The following is a 14,674-nucleotide window of genomic DNA, read 5'->3' on the forward strand; positions in this document are numbered from 1 at the left end:
CCGGCCAGATTACTTCTTCCCTCTGATATCCGCGCGTGGTGGAAAGATTTTATTTACTCAAACCGGATGGATTTTGCGGGAGTAATCCTGGCCACCAGATAGGAGGGGCCTGTCATCATCAGCAGGGAAGCTATCAGGGTACCAATATTTAGAAGGATAATATATAACGGGTTTATATCTATCGGCACCGCCGATAGATAGTAGGTAGAGGGGTCGAGCCGCAGCAGCTGAAACCGGTCCTGAACTAAGCAGAAGAGAAGAGCAAACAGGTTTCCCCACAACATGCCCTGTCCTATCAAGAAGGCCGAGAGGTAGAGAAATACTTTGCGAATACTGAAATCTCTTGCACCCATCGATTTCAGCATGCCTATCATGTTGGCCCGTTCCAGAATGATAATAAGCAGGCCGGAGATCATTGTAAACCCGGAGACCACCAACATGAGTATTACTATGACCCACACATTCATATCCAGTAGGTTAAGCCAGTTGAAAATCATGGGATTGATATCCTTAATTGATCGTGTGTAGAGATTGTTGCCTAGACGGTCTTTGTATGAGGCCATGTCGAAAAAAAGATCCCTGGAGGTCTTGTCCAGGTTGTTGTAGTCTTTCACCAACAGTTCAATACCGCTCACCATATCATTGTCCCATCCATTAATAGTTGAGAGTATATTCTTTTCTGTGATGACATAAAGCTTGTCATAATCCTCGAAATTGGTCTGATAGATGCCGATAATGTTAAACCTGCGTGCCCGGACAGGTTCCTGGACAAAATAACAGGTGAAGTTGTCCCCCATATTTAATTGCAGCTTGTCTGCAATATCTTTTGATATGATAGCCTGGTTGCCGGCGGCGGTGTCGTTTTTATTAATGATGTCGCCTTCCAGCAGGTTTTTGTGAAAAAAGCTCCAGTCATAGTTTTCGGAAACCCCTTTCAGCACCACCCCCATGAAGTCTTTATCGGTTTTGATAATGGCCGGCTTGGTGATAAACTCTTGAATGTGGCGGATATCGGGATTGGCAGCCAGTGTAGCCGCAAGCGTATCGGAGAAAGCTATAGGCACATGCTCATATGAGGAGTTGTTGTCGAAAGCTGTGATCTGAATGTGAGAACCGAAGCCTATCACCTTGGCGCGAACCTCTTTTTTGAAGCCTACTATAATGCAGACCGATACAATCATCACTGCCAGTCCCAGCGCTATGCCCGCAATGGCTATCTTTATGGCAGGTGACGAGACACGCTTGTCGTTCTTCTTGTCTCCTTTGTATATCCGTCTCGCTATGAACAGCTCCGCATTCATAAATATTATCGGGTATTTTGGTATGCCTCCAGTGCTTTTTCCAGTACAGTAAGGGCTTTTTCTAAATATTCCTTGTTCAGGACATAGGCAATACGTACTTCGTTTTTACCCAGTCCGGGAGTCACATAAAATCCAGTTGCGGGCGCCATGAATACAGTCTGTCCTTCATACTGGAAATCGGACAGGCACCATGCACAGAAGGCGTCGGCATCGTCAATTGGTAGCTTTGCCAAAGTGTAAAAAGCACCCTGCGGCATGGGCGAGTAGACTCCGGGAATGTTGTTAAGCCGTTCGATAAGGAAGTCGCGGCGACTCTTGTACTCATCGAAGTTCTTTTGCATATACAATCCATTCTCCTTGAGAGACGCGTTAGCTGCTATCTGCCCTATAAGCGGAGGGCTCAGCCGTGCCTGGCAGAACTTCATCACGGTGTCGTGCACCTTGCGGTTTTTTGTTATAAGTGCTCCTATACGAATGCCACACTCGCTGTATCTCTTCGATACTGAATCTATCAGCACCACATTCTCTTCCAGTCCCTCAAGATGGCATGCCGATATGTAAGGTGTGTCATTATATATGAACTCCCTGTACACCTCATCCGAAAAGAGATAGAGGTTGTATTTCTTCACCAGGTCCCTTATCTGCATCATCTCGTGCGTTGTGTATACGTAACCGGTTGGATTGTTGGGATTGCAAATAAGTATTCCCTTGGTACGTTCGTTTATCAGCTTCTCGAACTCAGGTATGGGAGGAAGGGCAAACCCAGTTTCCATAGTAGAGGGAATTGTGCGGATAACTGCACCGGCAGAGATGGCAAAAGCCATATAGTTGGCATAGGCCGGTTCGGGGACGATGATCTCGTCACCAGGATTCAGACAGGCCATAAATGCGTACAGTACCGCCTCAGAGCCTCCTGCCGTGACAATTATCTCTTCGGGCAAGAGATCGATATCGAACTTTTTATAATAGGTAACCAGATTCTCTCTGTAAAACCTGTAACCGTCGCTGGGACTATATTCCAGTGTGGTGCGATCTATCTCCCTGATTGCATCAAGTGCCGAAACGGGAGAGGGAAGATCGGGCTGGCCGATGTTGAGGTGATATACTTTTACTCCCCTGGCTTTAGCTGCATCTGACAGTGGAGCAAGTTTGCGTATGGGTGAAGCGGGCATCTGAATGCCGCGCCGGGAAATCTCGGGCATAGCGATCGCGTTGATTGAAACCTTATAAATCTTTTTCTTTGATTGTAGGAGGCAAAGGTAATAAAAAAGTTTACTATTCTTCTGCTTTTACATATCTTTGTGGAATGTCGTTATGAATGAATAGTATCGAAAAGAAAATTAAATTCAATAGTAAGTATTAAATTTCAAGTATAAAACGCAAATGAACAGAACTATTGTTATTTTTTTGGTCTCAGCCGCATGTCTTGCATTAATGGCATGTACCGGACAACAGACTTCGGATAAAGCAGCTGAATGGAAGCTTATATGGGAGGAAAATTTCGACGGTGAAAGTATAGATTATGGAGTATGGTCCAAGATTCCCCGTGGAAAAAGCGACTGGAATAACTATATGAGCGATTATGATTCCCTGTATAGTGTGGCCGGTGGCAACCTTATTCTCAGAGGTATAGTTAACAATGTGCTTCCCAACGATACAGCCCCTTTTATAACCGGTGGCGTTTTCACGAAAGGCAAAAAAACGTTTGGCTCCGGACGGTTAGAGATAAAAGCCAGGCTTAATGGTGCCACAGGGGCATGGCCTGCATTCTGGATGCTGCCGGCAAATACAAAATGGCCCAATGGCGGTGAGATAGATATTATGGAACGACTGAGCCACGAAGATTTTGTTTATCAGACAGTTCACACAAATTATACATTCAACCTTAAGATTAAGGATCCCGTTAACAGCGGTACAGCACCAATAGATCCAGAAGGGTATAATTTATATGCCGTTGAAAAACATGCCGACAGCCTTGTCTTCTTCGTGAACGACAGGCGCACATTCTCATATCCACGTATCGAGACCGATAAAGATGGGCAGTTCCCGTTCAACGATCAGGAATTCTATCTGCTGCTGGATATGCAGCTTGGCGGTAATTGGGTAGGAGAGGTTGACCCCAACGGTTTGCCTGTGGAGATGTATATAGACTGGGTACGGTTCTACGGGATAAAGGAATGATATGTTGTTGAAAAAGCAGAATAGATAGCAATGGCAAGGTTCTACACGTTGAAGGAGTAATAACGGGTTATAATTGTGCTAACATTCGCAATGCCTGAATGTTTATTAATGGTGTAAGCTAGAAATATCGTTATGGGCAAATTACGCACGTAAAAGTTTCTATTTACAGGCTTTTTGAATGATTAACACTTATTGTGGAGGCGTTGGATTGTAAAATAAGGATTATACCTAATTTTGCAGTGAAATTAAAAAACATTGCATTTTAAAACAGTACAAGCTGTACAATTAAAAAGCATTGCAAGCAGTATAATTAAAAAAAAGAAAAAAGATGAACAAATCAAACACAATCCTGGTAGCGGCTCTTGTATTTGTGACGGGACTGATATCCTGCTCTGAACAGAAAGGTAATGAAGATGAGAAGTTCAGAAAGGGGTGGGCACTTGCCTGGGAAGATGATTTTAACGGTAAGCTGAATGAAGACGAATGGTCAAAATCGCCCAGGGGAAAGACACATATGAGCTTGTATATGAGTAGCAACGATGCTCTCTATGTCATGCAGGAAGGGAACCTTGTGCTGCGCGGAGTGGCTAATAACGCAGATACAGAAGCAATTCCGTTTCTCACCGGGGGGATCACCCGGGAAGGTGTTAAGAAGGGCAGTGTGAGCAGAATAGAGGTAAAAGCCCGCATGAATCCCGTTGAAGGAGCAACACCCTTTGTCACTTTACTGCCTGCCGATGGAACGAAGAATATTGCAATTGATGTTATGGAGCGGTATAGCCTTGATGAGTTCGTCTATCAGTCGGTAACATCTGAATACACCACCACAGAAGGAATGCCTGATAATCCCCCCTCCAGTGCATTGGTAGGTGTAAACCCCAATGAATATCATATTTACGGAGTGGAAAAATATCCCGACAGCCTGGTTTTTTTCGTGGATAATATCCGTACAAAAAAGTATCCTCGTATCCTCACCCATATTCCAGGGCAGTTCCCGTTTGATGACATGGAGTTTAATATCTTTATCGGTATTAGGCTAAACAAGGAGACCGATCCCGCGGCCCTACCCGCAGATATGTTTATAGACTGGGTACGTTATTACGAACCAGAATCAGCTGTCGCCAAATAGCAGTAGCTATTAAAAGTATATTACGGGACATCCACAGACCGGTTTTTACCAACGGCAGGATGTCCCCGTTTTTATTTTATGGGGAATGAGTGGTTGAAAAGCCTCTCTTCGGCCAGTTTCTCATACTTGGTCCCCTTCCGTCCGTAGTTGGAGTAGGGGTAGATACTGATACCACCGCGTGGGGTGAAGATACCGGTCACCTCAATATATTTGGGATCCATAAGCTGTATCAGATCTTTCATTATTATGTTTACACAATCCTCATGGAAGGCGCCGTGATTCCGGAAGCTAAACAGATAGAGTTTAAGACTTTTGCTCTCTACCATCTTCACGCCGGGGATATAGTCGATCCGTATTGTTGCAAAGTCGGGCTGGCCCGTTATGGGACATAGGCTGGTGAATTCAGGGCAGTCGAACGATACCCAGTAGTCGTTACCCTGATGTTTGTTCTCGAATGCTTCCAGCACCTTTGGTGCATAATCCTGTTTGTACTCTGTTTTACTGCCCAGGTGGGTGAGTCCTTTGTTTTGCATATTCTGAAAAGTTTGTTTGCTGTTAATTTTTCAACTTTCGCATCTGTCTGTCTATTGTGAAAGTATTCAAACATCCAGCTTAAGCTTAAAGGTATGTCTGTAATAATAACACTTGCGAAAGTTCGGTTAATAGTTAATTGTTAAAGAGCTTTTTCCTTCAGATACTCCTCCAGCCCCTTGTTGCGGAGCAGACAAGCCGGGCAGTGTCCGCACCCTTCGGCAAGAATGCCGTTGTAGCAGGTAAGAGTCTCATTCCTCACTATATCGAAAACCCCCAGTTCATCGGCTAGCTGCCATACCTCTTTTTTGTTACGCCACATGAGTGGAGTATGAACCACGAACTGCTTGTCCATGGCCAGGTTGAGAGTGGTGTTTGCTGAGCGGATAAACGTATCTCTGCAGTCCGGATAACCGCTGTAGTCGGCTTCAGACACACCGGTTATAAGATGACGTATCCCGTGTGCATAGGCGATAGTCGCCCCGAAGGTGAGAAAAAGAAGGTTCCTGCCGGGTACAAAGGTGTTGGGGTATGATCCGGCAGGTTTCTCCTCATCCATATGCATGGAGAGGTCTGTAAGTGAGTTAGGTGCCAGAAATGAGATTACCGAAGCATCCAGAAGCTGAAAAGGGGTATTTGCCATGGCAGCAATGCGCCGTGCGTTCTCCACTTCCCGCGAATGACGCTGGCCGTAGCTGAAGCAGAGTGTGTAAACATTTTTGAAATGCTGCTTTGCCCAATAGAGGCAGGTGGTGGAATCCTGACCGCCAGAAAAAAGTACCAGCGCATCCTGATCTTTATAATCTTTCATTATTCTTTGTTTTTTATGTGGTTCCCTAAGCTACACAGAAAAGCTGTTGCTTTCCACCTACAAAATTACGAATTTTCCAGGAGATTCAATCCGTTTAATTGGTTTTATTTCCAATCTGTTGCGCAAGTATATCTTTTACCTCTCTCTCACTGCTTTTGGCATATGAGATTTGTTTACCCTGTTATCGAACTTTGATAATCCGTCCTTGAGTCTGCTTGAAAAAGTCTCAAATTAGAAGATTTATCATCGTAATCACTTAAGAATCAAATGTCATTGTTTAACAAAACGACTTATTAAAGTGGACTCGTCCTTTATAATCTTAACAAATCTGTAACATTTTTGTAACTGTTTTGTAACAATGATATTGTAATTTTGTAATGAAATTTATAAACAGGACAACTCAGTTCAATAAAATGCGAAGATTATTTCTGTTTTTATCACTGTCCGTTTTATTATTCTCATGTAATAACGCTTCCACTAATTCTGGCGGGACGAGTTCCGGTGGTACCATTTCGGGTGCAGGAGCAACCTTTCCCTATCCTTTCTATAACATTGTTTTTCGCGACTATATGAGATTGCACGAAGGAATAACCGTGAATTATGGTGCAATAGGCAGCGGAGGAGGAATTCGCAGCCTGCGGGACCGTTCGGTAGATTTTGGAGCGAGCGATGCCTTTCTTAACAACAAGGAGATAGCCTCTATGAATGGTGAGGTTATACACGTGGCAACCTGCATGGGGGGAGTGGTTATGGCATATACGCTTAAAGGCATTGACAGCCTCCGGTTGACAGGTTCCCTTATTGCTGATATCTATATGGGAAAGATAAAAAAATGGAACGACCCAAAGCTGGTGAGGGAAAATCCCGGTGTGCAGTTGCCCGATTTGGATATTACGCCTGTTTACCGGTCTGACGGCAGTGGCACAACTTATAATTTCTCAGAATATTTGTCGGTTGTGAGTCCCGGATGGAAGTCGGTTATGGGAAAAGGGAAAGCGCTTAAATGGGAAGCAGGTATCGCAGCCAAAGGTAATCCCGGGGTGGCCGGTATTGTTCTTAAAACGGAAGGAGCAATTGGATATATAGGGTCGGAATATGCTCTTACGCTAGAGTTGCCTGTTGCCAAGCTGAAAAATAGAGCCGGAAACTATGTGGATGCAACGCTCGAAACCATCTCGGCTGCGGCCAATGTGGAACTTCCCGTCGATATGCGTGCCACCGTCACCGATTCTGGCGATCCCAATGCATATCCTATCAGCCTTTTTACTTGGATTCTTATCTTCAGGGACCAGCAATATAATAACCGTACAAAAAGTGAAGCCCGGATGCTGGTCGATCTACTCAATTATATAATTAGCCCCGGAGGACAGAAGGTAGCCGCGCAGATCAATTATGCTCCGCTCCCTGAGCAGGCTGTGGAGAAAACAAGGAGGCTGATAGGTGAGATAAATTACGGGGGTGAAATTATTTCGCCTTACAAGCAATTAAATTCAAAGTCTGATAGTGTTGCGCAAAGCCCAGAAAACGGTCAAAGCGCCCAAAGCGCCCCACAAAGCGTTAAAGACTTACAAAATGGTCAAAGCTTACAAAATTCCAAAAACGTGCTAAACGTGACTTCAAAAATTATTCCTGCAGAACAATAAACCACTATTCATCATTATGAAGGATAAAATATTCGGTTTTTTTCTCTTCCTGGCATCATTGATTATCCTGTTGCTTACAGCAGGAATTATATATGCGTTGGTGGGTAGATCAATGGAAGCATTCGGAGAGTATGGCGTATGGGGGTTTATTGCCAATGGTGAGTGGGATCCCCGTTCTGCCACCGAAGAGTACGGAGCACTTTCGTTTATTATGGGCACACTTTATACGGCGTTTTTTGCCTTGTTTATCTGTATTCCTTTCTCACTGTCTGTGGCATTATTCAACGGGGAGTATTTCAAAGGGAAGAAAATATCTTCTGCCCTTAGTTCCATTGTAGATCTGCTGGCGGGTATTCCTTCCATCCTTTACGGATTGTGGGGCTTTTATACCGTACGCCCGGTAATTATTGAAATGGGTGTGAATGCGCAGGGATTTGGTATTTTTCTCTCGTCGATAGTACTGGCTATAATGATTATTCCCTACGCGTCATCATTGAGCAGCGAATTTTTATCGATGGTGCCAGACAACCTTAAAGAGGGAGCTTATAGCCTGGGTGCCACACAGATAGAAGTGATAAGGCATATCAGCCTTCCAACCGCTGCATCGGGCATTGTAGCTGCCTACATCCTTGCTCTGGGCCGGGCTCTAGGCGAAACGATGGCTGTTACCATGCTTATAGGGAACACCAACAGAATTCCGCTTGGTTTGCGTGATACGGGCAATACAATGGCCAGCGTAATAGCCAATCAGTTTGGAGAGGCCGATGGGTTAAAATTAAGTGCGTTGATTGCCATCGGACTGTTATTGTTTATCATTACAGCAGTCATTAATTTGATTGCCAAGATAGTAATGAAAAAATTGTCACAACTATGAATCAAAATCAGATAGTGTTGCCCCGGGCACGTAAAGGAAAAAACAAACTGGTTTTTTGGATGGTCTGTTTCTTTGCTTTTCTCACTATGGTGCCGCTTTTCCTGATTATATGGGATGTAGTTTCAAAAGGATATGAAAATTTTAATCTGCGTCTTTTTACAGAGGTAACGCCTTCATCGATGGACGCGCTTATGGCAAGAATGAATAATGATCCCATTCCGGGTGGTATATTGAATGGTATAACCGGTACGTTGCTTATCGTGGGACTTGCCATTCTTATTTCTGTTCCCATAGGGTTGTTTATTGGTATTTATCTGGCTGATAATCGTGACAGGCATTTTGCTAAAGTGATAAGCTATCTTACTGACCTGTTGCAGGGCATGCCATCCATTGTTATCGGTATTATTGCATATTCTTGGGTGGTAAAACCGCTGAGCAGCTACTCTGCACTGGCTGGTAGTGTGGCCCTTACAATCATGATGCTGCCAATGATAGTCCGTTCAACCGAAGAGACGCTAAAAATGCTTCCGGCGGCATATAAGGAAGCCGGGCTTGCCCTTGGATCATCATATACGAACGTAGTATTTAAGATATTGCTTCCCTCGGGCTTCGGTGGTATTTTCACCGGAATACTTCTCGCCATATCGCGTGTTACGGGAGAAACGGCGCCACTTATGCTCACGGCACTGGGTGCCTCCGTGGTTAACTGGGATGTGCTTGAACCTACCAGTGCAATACCGCTGCTGATATGGGATTTTTATAACGACCCGAACCTTATCGGCCTCATCTGGTCAACATCGCTGTTGTTGTTGATTGTAATATTTCTGTTAAACTGGATAGCCAAAATTGTAGCGAGTAAATGGAAAGTATAAAAATAACGAACGGAAAAGGTCCGATCCTTCAATTGAAAGAGGTATCGGTCTCCTACACACCGGGAAAGTATGCTGTGAACAAGGTTACTACCGATATTTACCCCAATACCATTACTGCCATTATGGGACCTTCGGGATGTGGGAAAAGTACGCTCTTGCGTGCCATTAACCGGATGCACGACCTCTATGCACATATCAAAACCACAGGAGAGATAATCCTTAAAGGAAAGAATGTGCTTGAGACAGACCCTATGGAGGTGCGCCGTATGGCCGGAATGGTTTTTCAGCAGCCCAACCCTTTCCCCACAATGAGTATATATGACAATGTTCTTGCCGGATACAGACTAAACGGTATCCGTTTAAACCGGGGAGATAAAGATGAGATTGTAGCAAAAAGCCTAATGAGCGTGGGGTTGTGGAACGAGGTGAAAGATGTAATGACAAAGAGGGGGTCGTTCCTTTCGGGAGGGCAGCAGCAGCGCTTATGTATTGCACGTACGCTTGCTCTTAACCCCGAGGTGTTGCTGATGGATGAGCCTACATCGGCTCTCGATCCTATCTCGACAAACAGGATTGAGGAGCTGTTGTTGCAATTAAAAAATGATTTTACCATTGTCATTGTTACACACAATATGTCGCAGGCTGCACGTATTTCAGACAACTCAATGTTTATGTACCTTGGTGAGATGGTGGAACATGGCAATACCACCCAGATGTTTACCAAGCCGAAAAATAGGCGCACCGAAGAGTATCTGACAGGCGTTTTTGGTTAATGGAAATGATAGGTATACAGAAAGAAAAAATGATTATTTTTGCGTAACATAAACCGGATTACCGTCCATCACCCGTTGGCGGTCCAATTAATATTGAGAAACTATGAACAGCGGAAACGAAAATAGCAATGACTCAAAAGTAACGGGAATCAAAGATCGCTATCTTGAACAACTGCATAGCGATTTTCAGTTGATCTCAGAAATTGTACTTACACAGTTGAAATTAGCTTCAGATCTGGTGAACGACAAATATAACGAAGAGATCCTCATAGAGTTGAAGCGAAATGAGAAGATAATCAACTCGCTTGATGTAACCATTAAAGAGAAGGTGATAAATGCTATCATGCTTTTTACCCCCAGGGCATCCGATCTGCGAAGGTTGATGTCATATCACGATATGACAATCTCAATGGAGCGCGTGGGCGACCTCATAGAGAATATTACCAACTCTCTGCAAGAGATGGATTTCTCTCTTCCCGGTTTCGACAAATACAAGAAACCCATCTATAAGATGTTTTTCCATACAGACAAGATGCTGAAAAGTGCTCTCTTTGCCTTTTCAGGCGTGAGCAACGAGATGGCTTACGATACAATACAGATGGACGACAAAGTAGACAGGATGGAACGTAAAATTGACAGGAAGCTGGCGGAAGACTTCCACAACGAAGTGCATAGTACACAGTCGCTGGTTAATATAATGAGCCTTAACAGCATCTCCTATTTTCTGGAGAGAATTGGAGATAAAGCAGTTGATATAGCCGAATCGGCAGTATATCTCATAGAGGGAAGGGATATCCGCCACGTGAATGTAAGCAAAAAACCTGCTGAAGAGGGAGAGAAAGTGAAGTAGTATATATATAAATGGTAAAAGAAAACAATTATAGCTGATCTGCTGTTTTAATTGATTATGGAAGAGAGAATTCTTGTAGTCGACGATGAAAAAGATATCTGCGATATTCTGAAATTTAATTTGGAGAATGAGGGATATAGGGTGGACGTGGCTTATTCCGGCGAAGAGGCACTGGATAAGATTAACGATGTTCACAATCTTATTATCCTGGATGTTATGATGGGAGGAGTGTCGGGATTTAAGATTGCAGATATGCTTAGGAAATCCGAAAATTTTGTGCCTATTATATTCCTTACAGCCAAAAATACCGAAAATGACATGCTTACAGGTTTCTCCCTGGGGTGCGATGATTATATTGCAAAGCCTTTTTCGGTAAAGGAGGTACTTGCCCGTGTAAAAGCTCTTCTCAAACGTACTTCACCTGTCAAAATGCCCGCAGTGGCCAAATGGACATACCGTGGACTCACCATTGATATCCGGGCTAACAGGGTAACAATTGATGATAATGAAGTGCAGCTTACCAAAAAAGAGTTTGAGATACTTTCGCTTATGTCTCAGGCATTACCCAATGTACTTACGCGTGCTGAAATTCTCGATAGTGTCTGGGGAGATAATGAATTTGTACTTGATCGTACTGTAGATGTACATATTACACGATTGAGGAAAAAACTGGGCACATACGGAAATATTATTGTAAACAGATCAGGATTCGGCTACTGCCTCAATCCGGATACTAAGAACGAAGTTTAAAAGGTGGAATAATAATTTTTTATCTTATGAGGCGAAAAGTATCTTTTAAAAAGAGGATCTTGTTCTACTTTTCAATTATTATCGCTGTATTTACTGTGGGGATAATTTTTTTCGGTCAACAACAGTATAAAGAAGAACGTACAAAATGTCTGGAACGTAATCTCGAAAATAATGCTGATATTGTTTACAGATATATGAATGAAAACAATATTACTGTTTCAGATGCCGGAAAGGTGAAGGAACTTATAAGGTATTTGCCAACCAGTCTGCGGTTCACGATTATTGACTGGCAGGGTGACGTGATGTATGACAACCTTATGGACGCAAGCTTGATGGAGAATCACCTGAACAGGCCTGAAGTAAAAAAATCCCTCGGATTTGGAGAAGGCACGCACATCCGTCTCTCTGGCAGCAATAATATCAAATATCTCTACTATTCAAAAAAATACAATGAGGGCTTTTTTATACGGATGGCCCTTCCCTATAATGTTGAAATGAGTACTTTTACAGATACAGGCAACTCTTTCACATTTATTGTACTACTGTTTTTTATAGTTTGCGTGCTGATGATGCTCTATTTTACGAGCCGATTTACAAAATCTATAAAGGAACTGAGAGAGTTCTCGCTGAAAGTAAAAAAAGGCCTGCCTATACCATCCTCTTTATTGTTTGCCGATGACGAGGTGGGGGAGTTGAGCGCCGATATTGTGGAGAGTTACAACCTCCTGCAACAGAATAAGCGCAAGCTTGTGGCTGAACGGGAAAAGCTGTTGAAGCATTTTCAATATTCCGATGAGGGGATTGCAATTTTCTCGAAGGATAAAAGAAAAATCTATGCCAACTCACGTTTCCTGCAATTTCTTAACCTTATCCTTGATAAGCCAACTCTGGAAACAGAGCAGCTGTTTTCAGACCCCAATTTTACAGATATTGTGGCCTTCATCGATAATAGATCGAGAGATGGCAATGTGTTATCAATACGGATTTTTAAAAGCGGCAAACAGTTTAATGCCCGGGTAATTATCTTCGATGATAACAGCTTTGAACTTTATATCAGCGATATCACCAAGTCCGAAAAAACCCGCCTGCTCAAGCAGGAGATGACGAACAATATTGCTCATGAGCTACGTACCCCTGTTACAAGCATTCGGGGATATCTTGAAACCATATTGAGCCTTTATGAAAAAGAGGGAGAGAAAGACGAAAAGATTCTCAATTTCCTGGATAGGGCATATGTACAAACTATCCGTCTTTCAGAACTGATGAGAGATATAAGTATGCTGACCAAAATAGAGGATGCTGCCGAATGTTTTGAACAGGAGCCGGTTCAAATGAACCTTTTGTTGAAAGAGCTGGCCTCCGATATGGCTGATAAGCTGAGCGAAAAGAGTGACAGGTTTATAGTTGATGTTGGGGATAATGTGGTAATTCACGGAAACCGTACTCTCTTGTACTCAATCTTCCGGAATCTGACTGAGAACTCTGTCGCATACGCCGGAGAAAATATTGAGATTGTGATCAGCTGTTACAGTGAAAGCAGCGATGTTTATTATTTTGAATTTTACGATACCGGAACCGGAGTGGAAGAGAAGCATCTGGTGCGTATTTTTGAACGGTTTTATCGTGTGAATGAAGGAAGGACACGTATAACAGGAGGATCAGGATTGGGGTTGTCTATTGTGAAGAATGCCGTACTATTTCATAAAGGGAGTATAGTGGCTAAAAACAGGGCTGAAGGAGGGCTTATGTTTCTTATAACATTCCCTAAGCAGGAGAGGGACAACATTCCCGATGCAAGTGGAAAATGACTTTCAAGGGCAGGAGGAACATACCTTTTACCTTACAACCGATTCATAAAAAAGGGAAAAGAATCAGAATAATATAACAACACTTCGGTAAATATTTTTTTAAACACCTGATATTCCTAAAGAAAGGCCTTTAAATTTCAGCAAAAAACTATTTTAATGATAATTGATTCATTAAAAGGTGTCTAGAAACTTTTTTACCGTACTATTAATATAATAATATTGAATGAAAAAATTTATTGGTGCCCATGTTAGTGCTTCTGGAGGTGTGGAAAATGCACCACTCAACGCACAGGCAATAGGAGCTAAAGCATTTGCTTTTTTTACAAAAAATCAACGCCAGTGGTTTGCGGCAGAGTACACTGAGCAAAATATCGAACTGTTCAAATCGCGCTGTTATGAACTGGGATTCTCTCCTGATCATATTCTGCCGCACGCCAGCTATCTTATTAACTTGGGACATCCCGAAGAGGAGGGTGTGAAAAAATCCCGCTCTGCTTTTAATGATGAGATGAAACGTTGTGAACAGTTGGGATTGAACCGGTTCAACTTCCATCCCGGGAGCCATCTGAATCAGATACCTATTGATGAATGTCTTAACAGGATAGCCGAATCAATTAATATCTCACTTGAGAAGACCAATGGAGTAACCGCAGTGATTGAAAATACGGCTGGTCAGGGGACTAATCTGGGACACACTTTTGAGCAGATTGCGCATATTATTGACAGGGTGGAAGATAAAAGCAGGGTGGGTGTCTGCCTCGATACGGCGCACACATTGGCTGCCGGCTACGAAATAAGGACCAAGGAGAGTTTTGATGATACTTTTAAAAAATTTGATGAAATTGTCGGATTTAATTATTTAAAAGGCTTACATATCAACGATTCCAAGAAAGAGCTAGCTTCAAGGGTTGATCGTCACGACAGCCTCGGAAAGGGGGTGATGAACATGAATCTGTTCTCATTTATTGTAAATGACCCGCGATTTGACGACATGCCTTTAATTCTTGAAACTCCCGATGATACCATTTGGGCGGAAGAGATTAAGACGCTATATAGCTTGATAAAACAGGAAGACCCTCAAAAATAATAGAATCCTTGAGTCTCGTCCGATAAGTCTTTTTTCTTGAAAATTTCACAAGATGAACATTGAT

Annotated in this window: 14 protein-coding genes; 10 read left to right on the forward strand and 4 right to left on the reverse strand. The window is 43.0% G+C overall.

Translation table 11 applies throughout. From position 1 onward, the window contains the following. Positions 1-53 precede the first annotated feature (53 nt). Positions 54-1,301, reverse strand: a complete 1,248-nt coding sequence (locus B3B27_RS10020) for an ABC transporter permease (RefSeq protein ID WP_238866960.1) — start codon at positions 1,299-1,301, stop codon at positions 54-56. 5 nt (positions 1,302-1,306) lie between these two features. After that, positions 1,307-2,503: a pyridoxal phosphate-dependent aminotransferase gene (locus B3B27_RS10025; protein ID WP_238866958.1), complete on the reverse strand. Its 1,197-nt coding sequence runs from the start codon at positions 2,501-2,503 to the stop codon at positions 1,307-1,309. A 232-nt stretch (positions 2,504-2,735) separates the two neighbouring features. Here B3B27_RS10025 and B3B27_RS10030 point away from each other — a divergent pair, with 232 nt between their 5' ends. Together B3B27_RS10030 and B3B27_RS10035 are read left to right on the forward strand one after the other, a co-directional pair. Further along, on the forward strand, positions 2,736-3,482 hold the full coding sequence (locus B3B27_RS10030; protein ID WP_238869486.1) for a glycoside hydrolase family 16 protein: 747 nt from the start codon (positions 2,736-2,738) through the stop codon (positions 3,480-3,482). Between the two features lie 328 nt (positions 3,483-3,810). Further along, positions 3,811-4,611, forward strand: coding sequence for a glycoside hydrolase family 16 protein (locus B3B27_RS10035; RefSeq protein WP_238866956.1), 801 nt, complete (start codon positions 3,811-3,813; stop codon positions 4,609-4,611). A 71-nt stretch (positions 4,612-4,682) separates the two neighbouring features. On the opposite strand, the gene queF is transcribed toward B3B27_RS10035, so the two are convergent. Continuing rightward, entirely contained in the window at positions 4,683-5,144 is a 462-nt protein-coding gene (gene queF, locus B3B27_RS10040; protein WP_238866954.1) for a preQ(1) synthase, read from the reverse strand. Between the two features lie 140 nt (positions 5,145-5,284). After that, positions 5,285-5,953 carry a 7-cyano-7-deazaguanine synthase QueC gene (queC, locus tag B3B27_RS10045; protein WP_238866952.1) on the reverse strand — a complete coding sequence of 223 codons (669 nt, stop codon included), beginning with the start codon at positions 5,951-5,953 and terminating at the stop codon, positions 5,285-5,287. Between the two features lie 413 nt (positions 5,954-6,366). Here queC and pstS point away from each other — a divergent pair, with 413 nt between their 5' ends. The 8 genes from pstS to nfo all read left to right on the forward strand — a co-directional run bounded on the left by pstS (position 6,367) and on the right by nfo (position 14,610). Further along, a complete protein-coding gene (pstS, locus tag B3B27_RS10050; protein WP_238866950.1) occupies positions 6,367-7,596 on the forward strand; it encodes a phosphate ABC transporter substrate-binding protein PstS in 1,230 nt (409 codons plus the stop codon). A gap of 16 nt (positions 7,597-7,612) precedes the next feature. Then, positions 7,613-8,470 (forward strand): phosphate ABC transporter permease subunit PstC, encoded by an 858-nt coding sequence (gene pstC / locus B3B27_RS10055; RefSeq protein WP_238866947.1) that lies wholly within the window; start codon positions 7,613-7,615, stop codon positions 8,468-8,470. Beyond that, positions 8,467-9,342 carry a phosphate ABC transporter permease PstA gene (gene pstA / locus B3B27_RS10060; protein ID WP_238866945.1) on the forward strand — a complete coding sequence of 292 codons (876 nt, stop codon included), beginning with the start codon at positions 8,467-8,469 and terminating at the stop codon, positions 9,340-9,342. The genes pstC and pstA overlap by 4 nt, the downstream gene beginning before the upstream one ends. Then, on the forward strand, positions 9,330-10,115 hold the full coding sequence (gene pstB / locus B3B27_RS10065; RefSeq protein ID WP_238866943.1) for a phosphate ABC transporter ATP-binding protein PstB: 786 nt from the start codon (positions 9,330-9,332) through the stop codon (positions 10,113-10,115). Before pstA ends, pstB begins: the two co-directional genes overlap by 13 nt. A gap of 103 nt (positions 10,116-10,218) precedes the next feature. Beyond that, on the forward strand, positions 10,219-10,965 hold the full coding sequence (locus B3B27_RS10070) for a phosphate signaling complex PhoU family protein (protein WP_238866941.1): 747 nt from the start codon (positions 10,219-10,221) through the stop codon (positions 10,963-10,965). Positions 10,966-11,019: 54 nt separating this feature from the next. Further along, the gene (locus tag B3B27_RS10075) at positions 11,020-11,715 is read left to right on the forward strand and encodes a response regulator transcription factor (RefSeq protein WP_238869484.1); all 696 of its coding nucleotides are present in this window, start codon (positions 11,020-11,022) and stop codon (positions 11,713-11,715) included. Positions 11,716-11,741: 26 nt separating this feature from the next. Beyond that, the gene (locus B3B27_RS10080) at positions 11,742-13,523 is read left to right on the forward strand and encodes a sensor histidine kinase (protein ID WP_286832536.1); all 1,782 of its coding nucleotides are present in this window, start codon (positions 11,742-11,744) and stop codon (positions 13,521-13,523) included. A 223-nt stretch (positions 13,524-13,746) separates the two neighbouring features. Further along, positions 13,747-14,610 carry a deoxyribonuclease IV gene (gene nfo / locus B3B27_RS10085; RefSeq protein WP_238866937.1) on the forward strand — a complete coding sequence of 288 codons (864 nt, stop codon included), beginning with the start codon at positions 13,747-13,749 and terminating at the stop codon, positions 14,608-14,610. Positions 14,611-14,674: the final 64 nt, after the last annotated feature.

The sequence above is a fragment of the Proteiniphilum sp. UBA5463 genome (assembly GCF_002427225.1).
Classification (GTDB): domain Bacteria; phylum Bacteroidota; class Bacteroidia; order Bacteroidales; family Dysgonomonadaceae; genus Proteiniphilum; species Proteiniphilum propionicum.

What these genes read in the sequence shown, in the direction of transcription:
- B3B27_RS10035 (WP_238866956.1), top strand. Translation starts at nt 3,811, where the DNA reads ATGAACAAATCAAACACAATCCTGGTAGCGGCTCTTGTATTTGTGACG.
- B3B27_RS10030 (WP_238869486.1), top strand. Translation starts at nt 2,736, where the DNA reads ATGGCATGTACCGGACAACAGACTTCGGATAAAGCAGCTGAATGGAAG.
- nfo (WP_238866937.1), top strand. Translation starts at nt 13,747, where the DNA reads ATGAAAAAATTTATTGGTGCCCATGTTAGTGCTTCTGGAGGTGTGGAA.
- pstC (WP_238866947.1), top strand. Translation starts at nt 7,613, where the DNA reads ATGAAGGATAAAATATTCGGTTTTTTTCTCTTCCTGGCATCATTGATT.
- queC (WP_238866952.1), bottom strand. Translation starts at nt 5,953, where the DNA reads ATGAAAGATTATAAAGATCAGGATGCGCTGGTACTTTTTTCTGGCGGT.
- B3B27_RS10020 (WP_238866960.1), bottom strand. Translation starts at nt 1,301, where the DNA reads ATGAATGCGGAGCTGTTCATAGCGAGACGGATATACAAAGGAGACAAG.
- pstS (WP_238866950.1), top strand. Translation starts at nt 6,367, where the DNA reads ATGCGAAGATTATTTCTGTTTTTATCACTGTCCGTTTTATTATTCTCA.
- B3B27_RS10080 (WP_286832536.1), top strand. Translation starts at nt 11,742, where the DNA reads ATGAGGCGAAAAGTATCTTTTAAAAAGAGGATCTTGTTCTACTTTTCA.
- B3B27_RS10025 (WP_238866958.1), bottom strand. Translation starts at nt 2,503, where the DNA reads ATGCCCGAGATTTCCCGGCGCGGCATTCAGATGCCCGCTTCACCCATA.
- queF (WP_238866954.1), bottom strand. Translation starts at nt 5,144, where the DNA reads ATGCAAAACAAAGGACTCACCCACCTGGGCAGTAAAACAGAGTACAAA.
- pstB (WP_238866943.1), top strand. Translation starts at nt 9,330, where the DNA reads ATGGAAAGTATAAAAATAACGAACGGAAAAGGTCCGATCCTTCAATTG.
- B3B27_RS10070 (WP_238866941.1), top strand. Translation starts at nt 10,219, where the DNA reads ATGAACAGCGGAAACGAAAATAGCAATGACTCAAAAGTAACGGGAATC.
- pstA (WP_238866945.1), top strand. Translation starts at nt 8,467, where the DNA reads ATGAATCAAAATCAGATAGTGTTGCCCCGGGCACGTAAAGGAAAAAAC.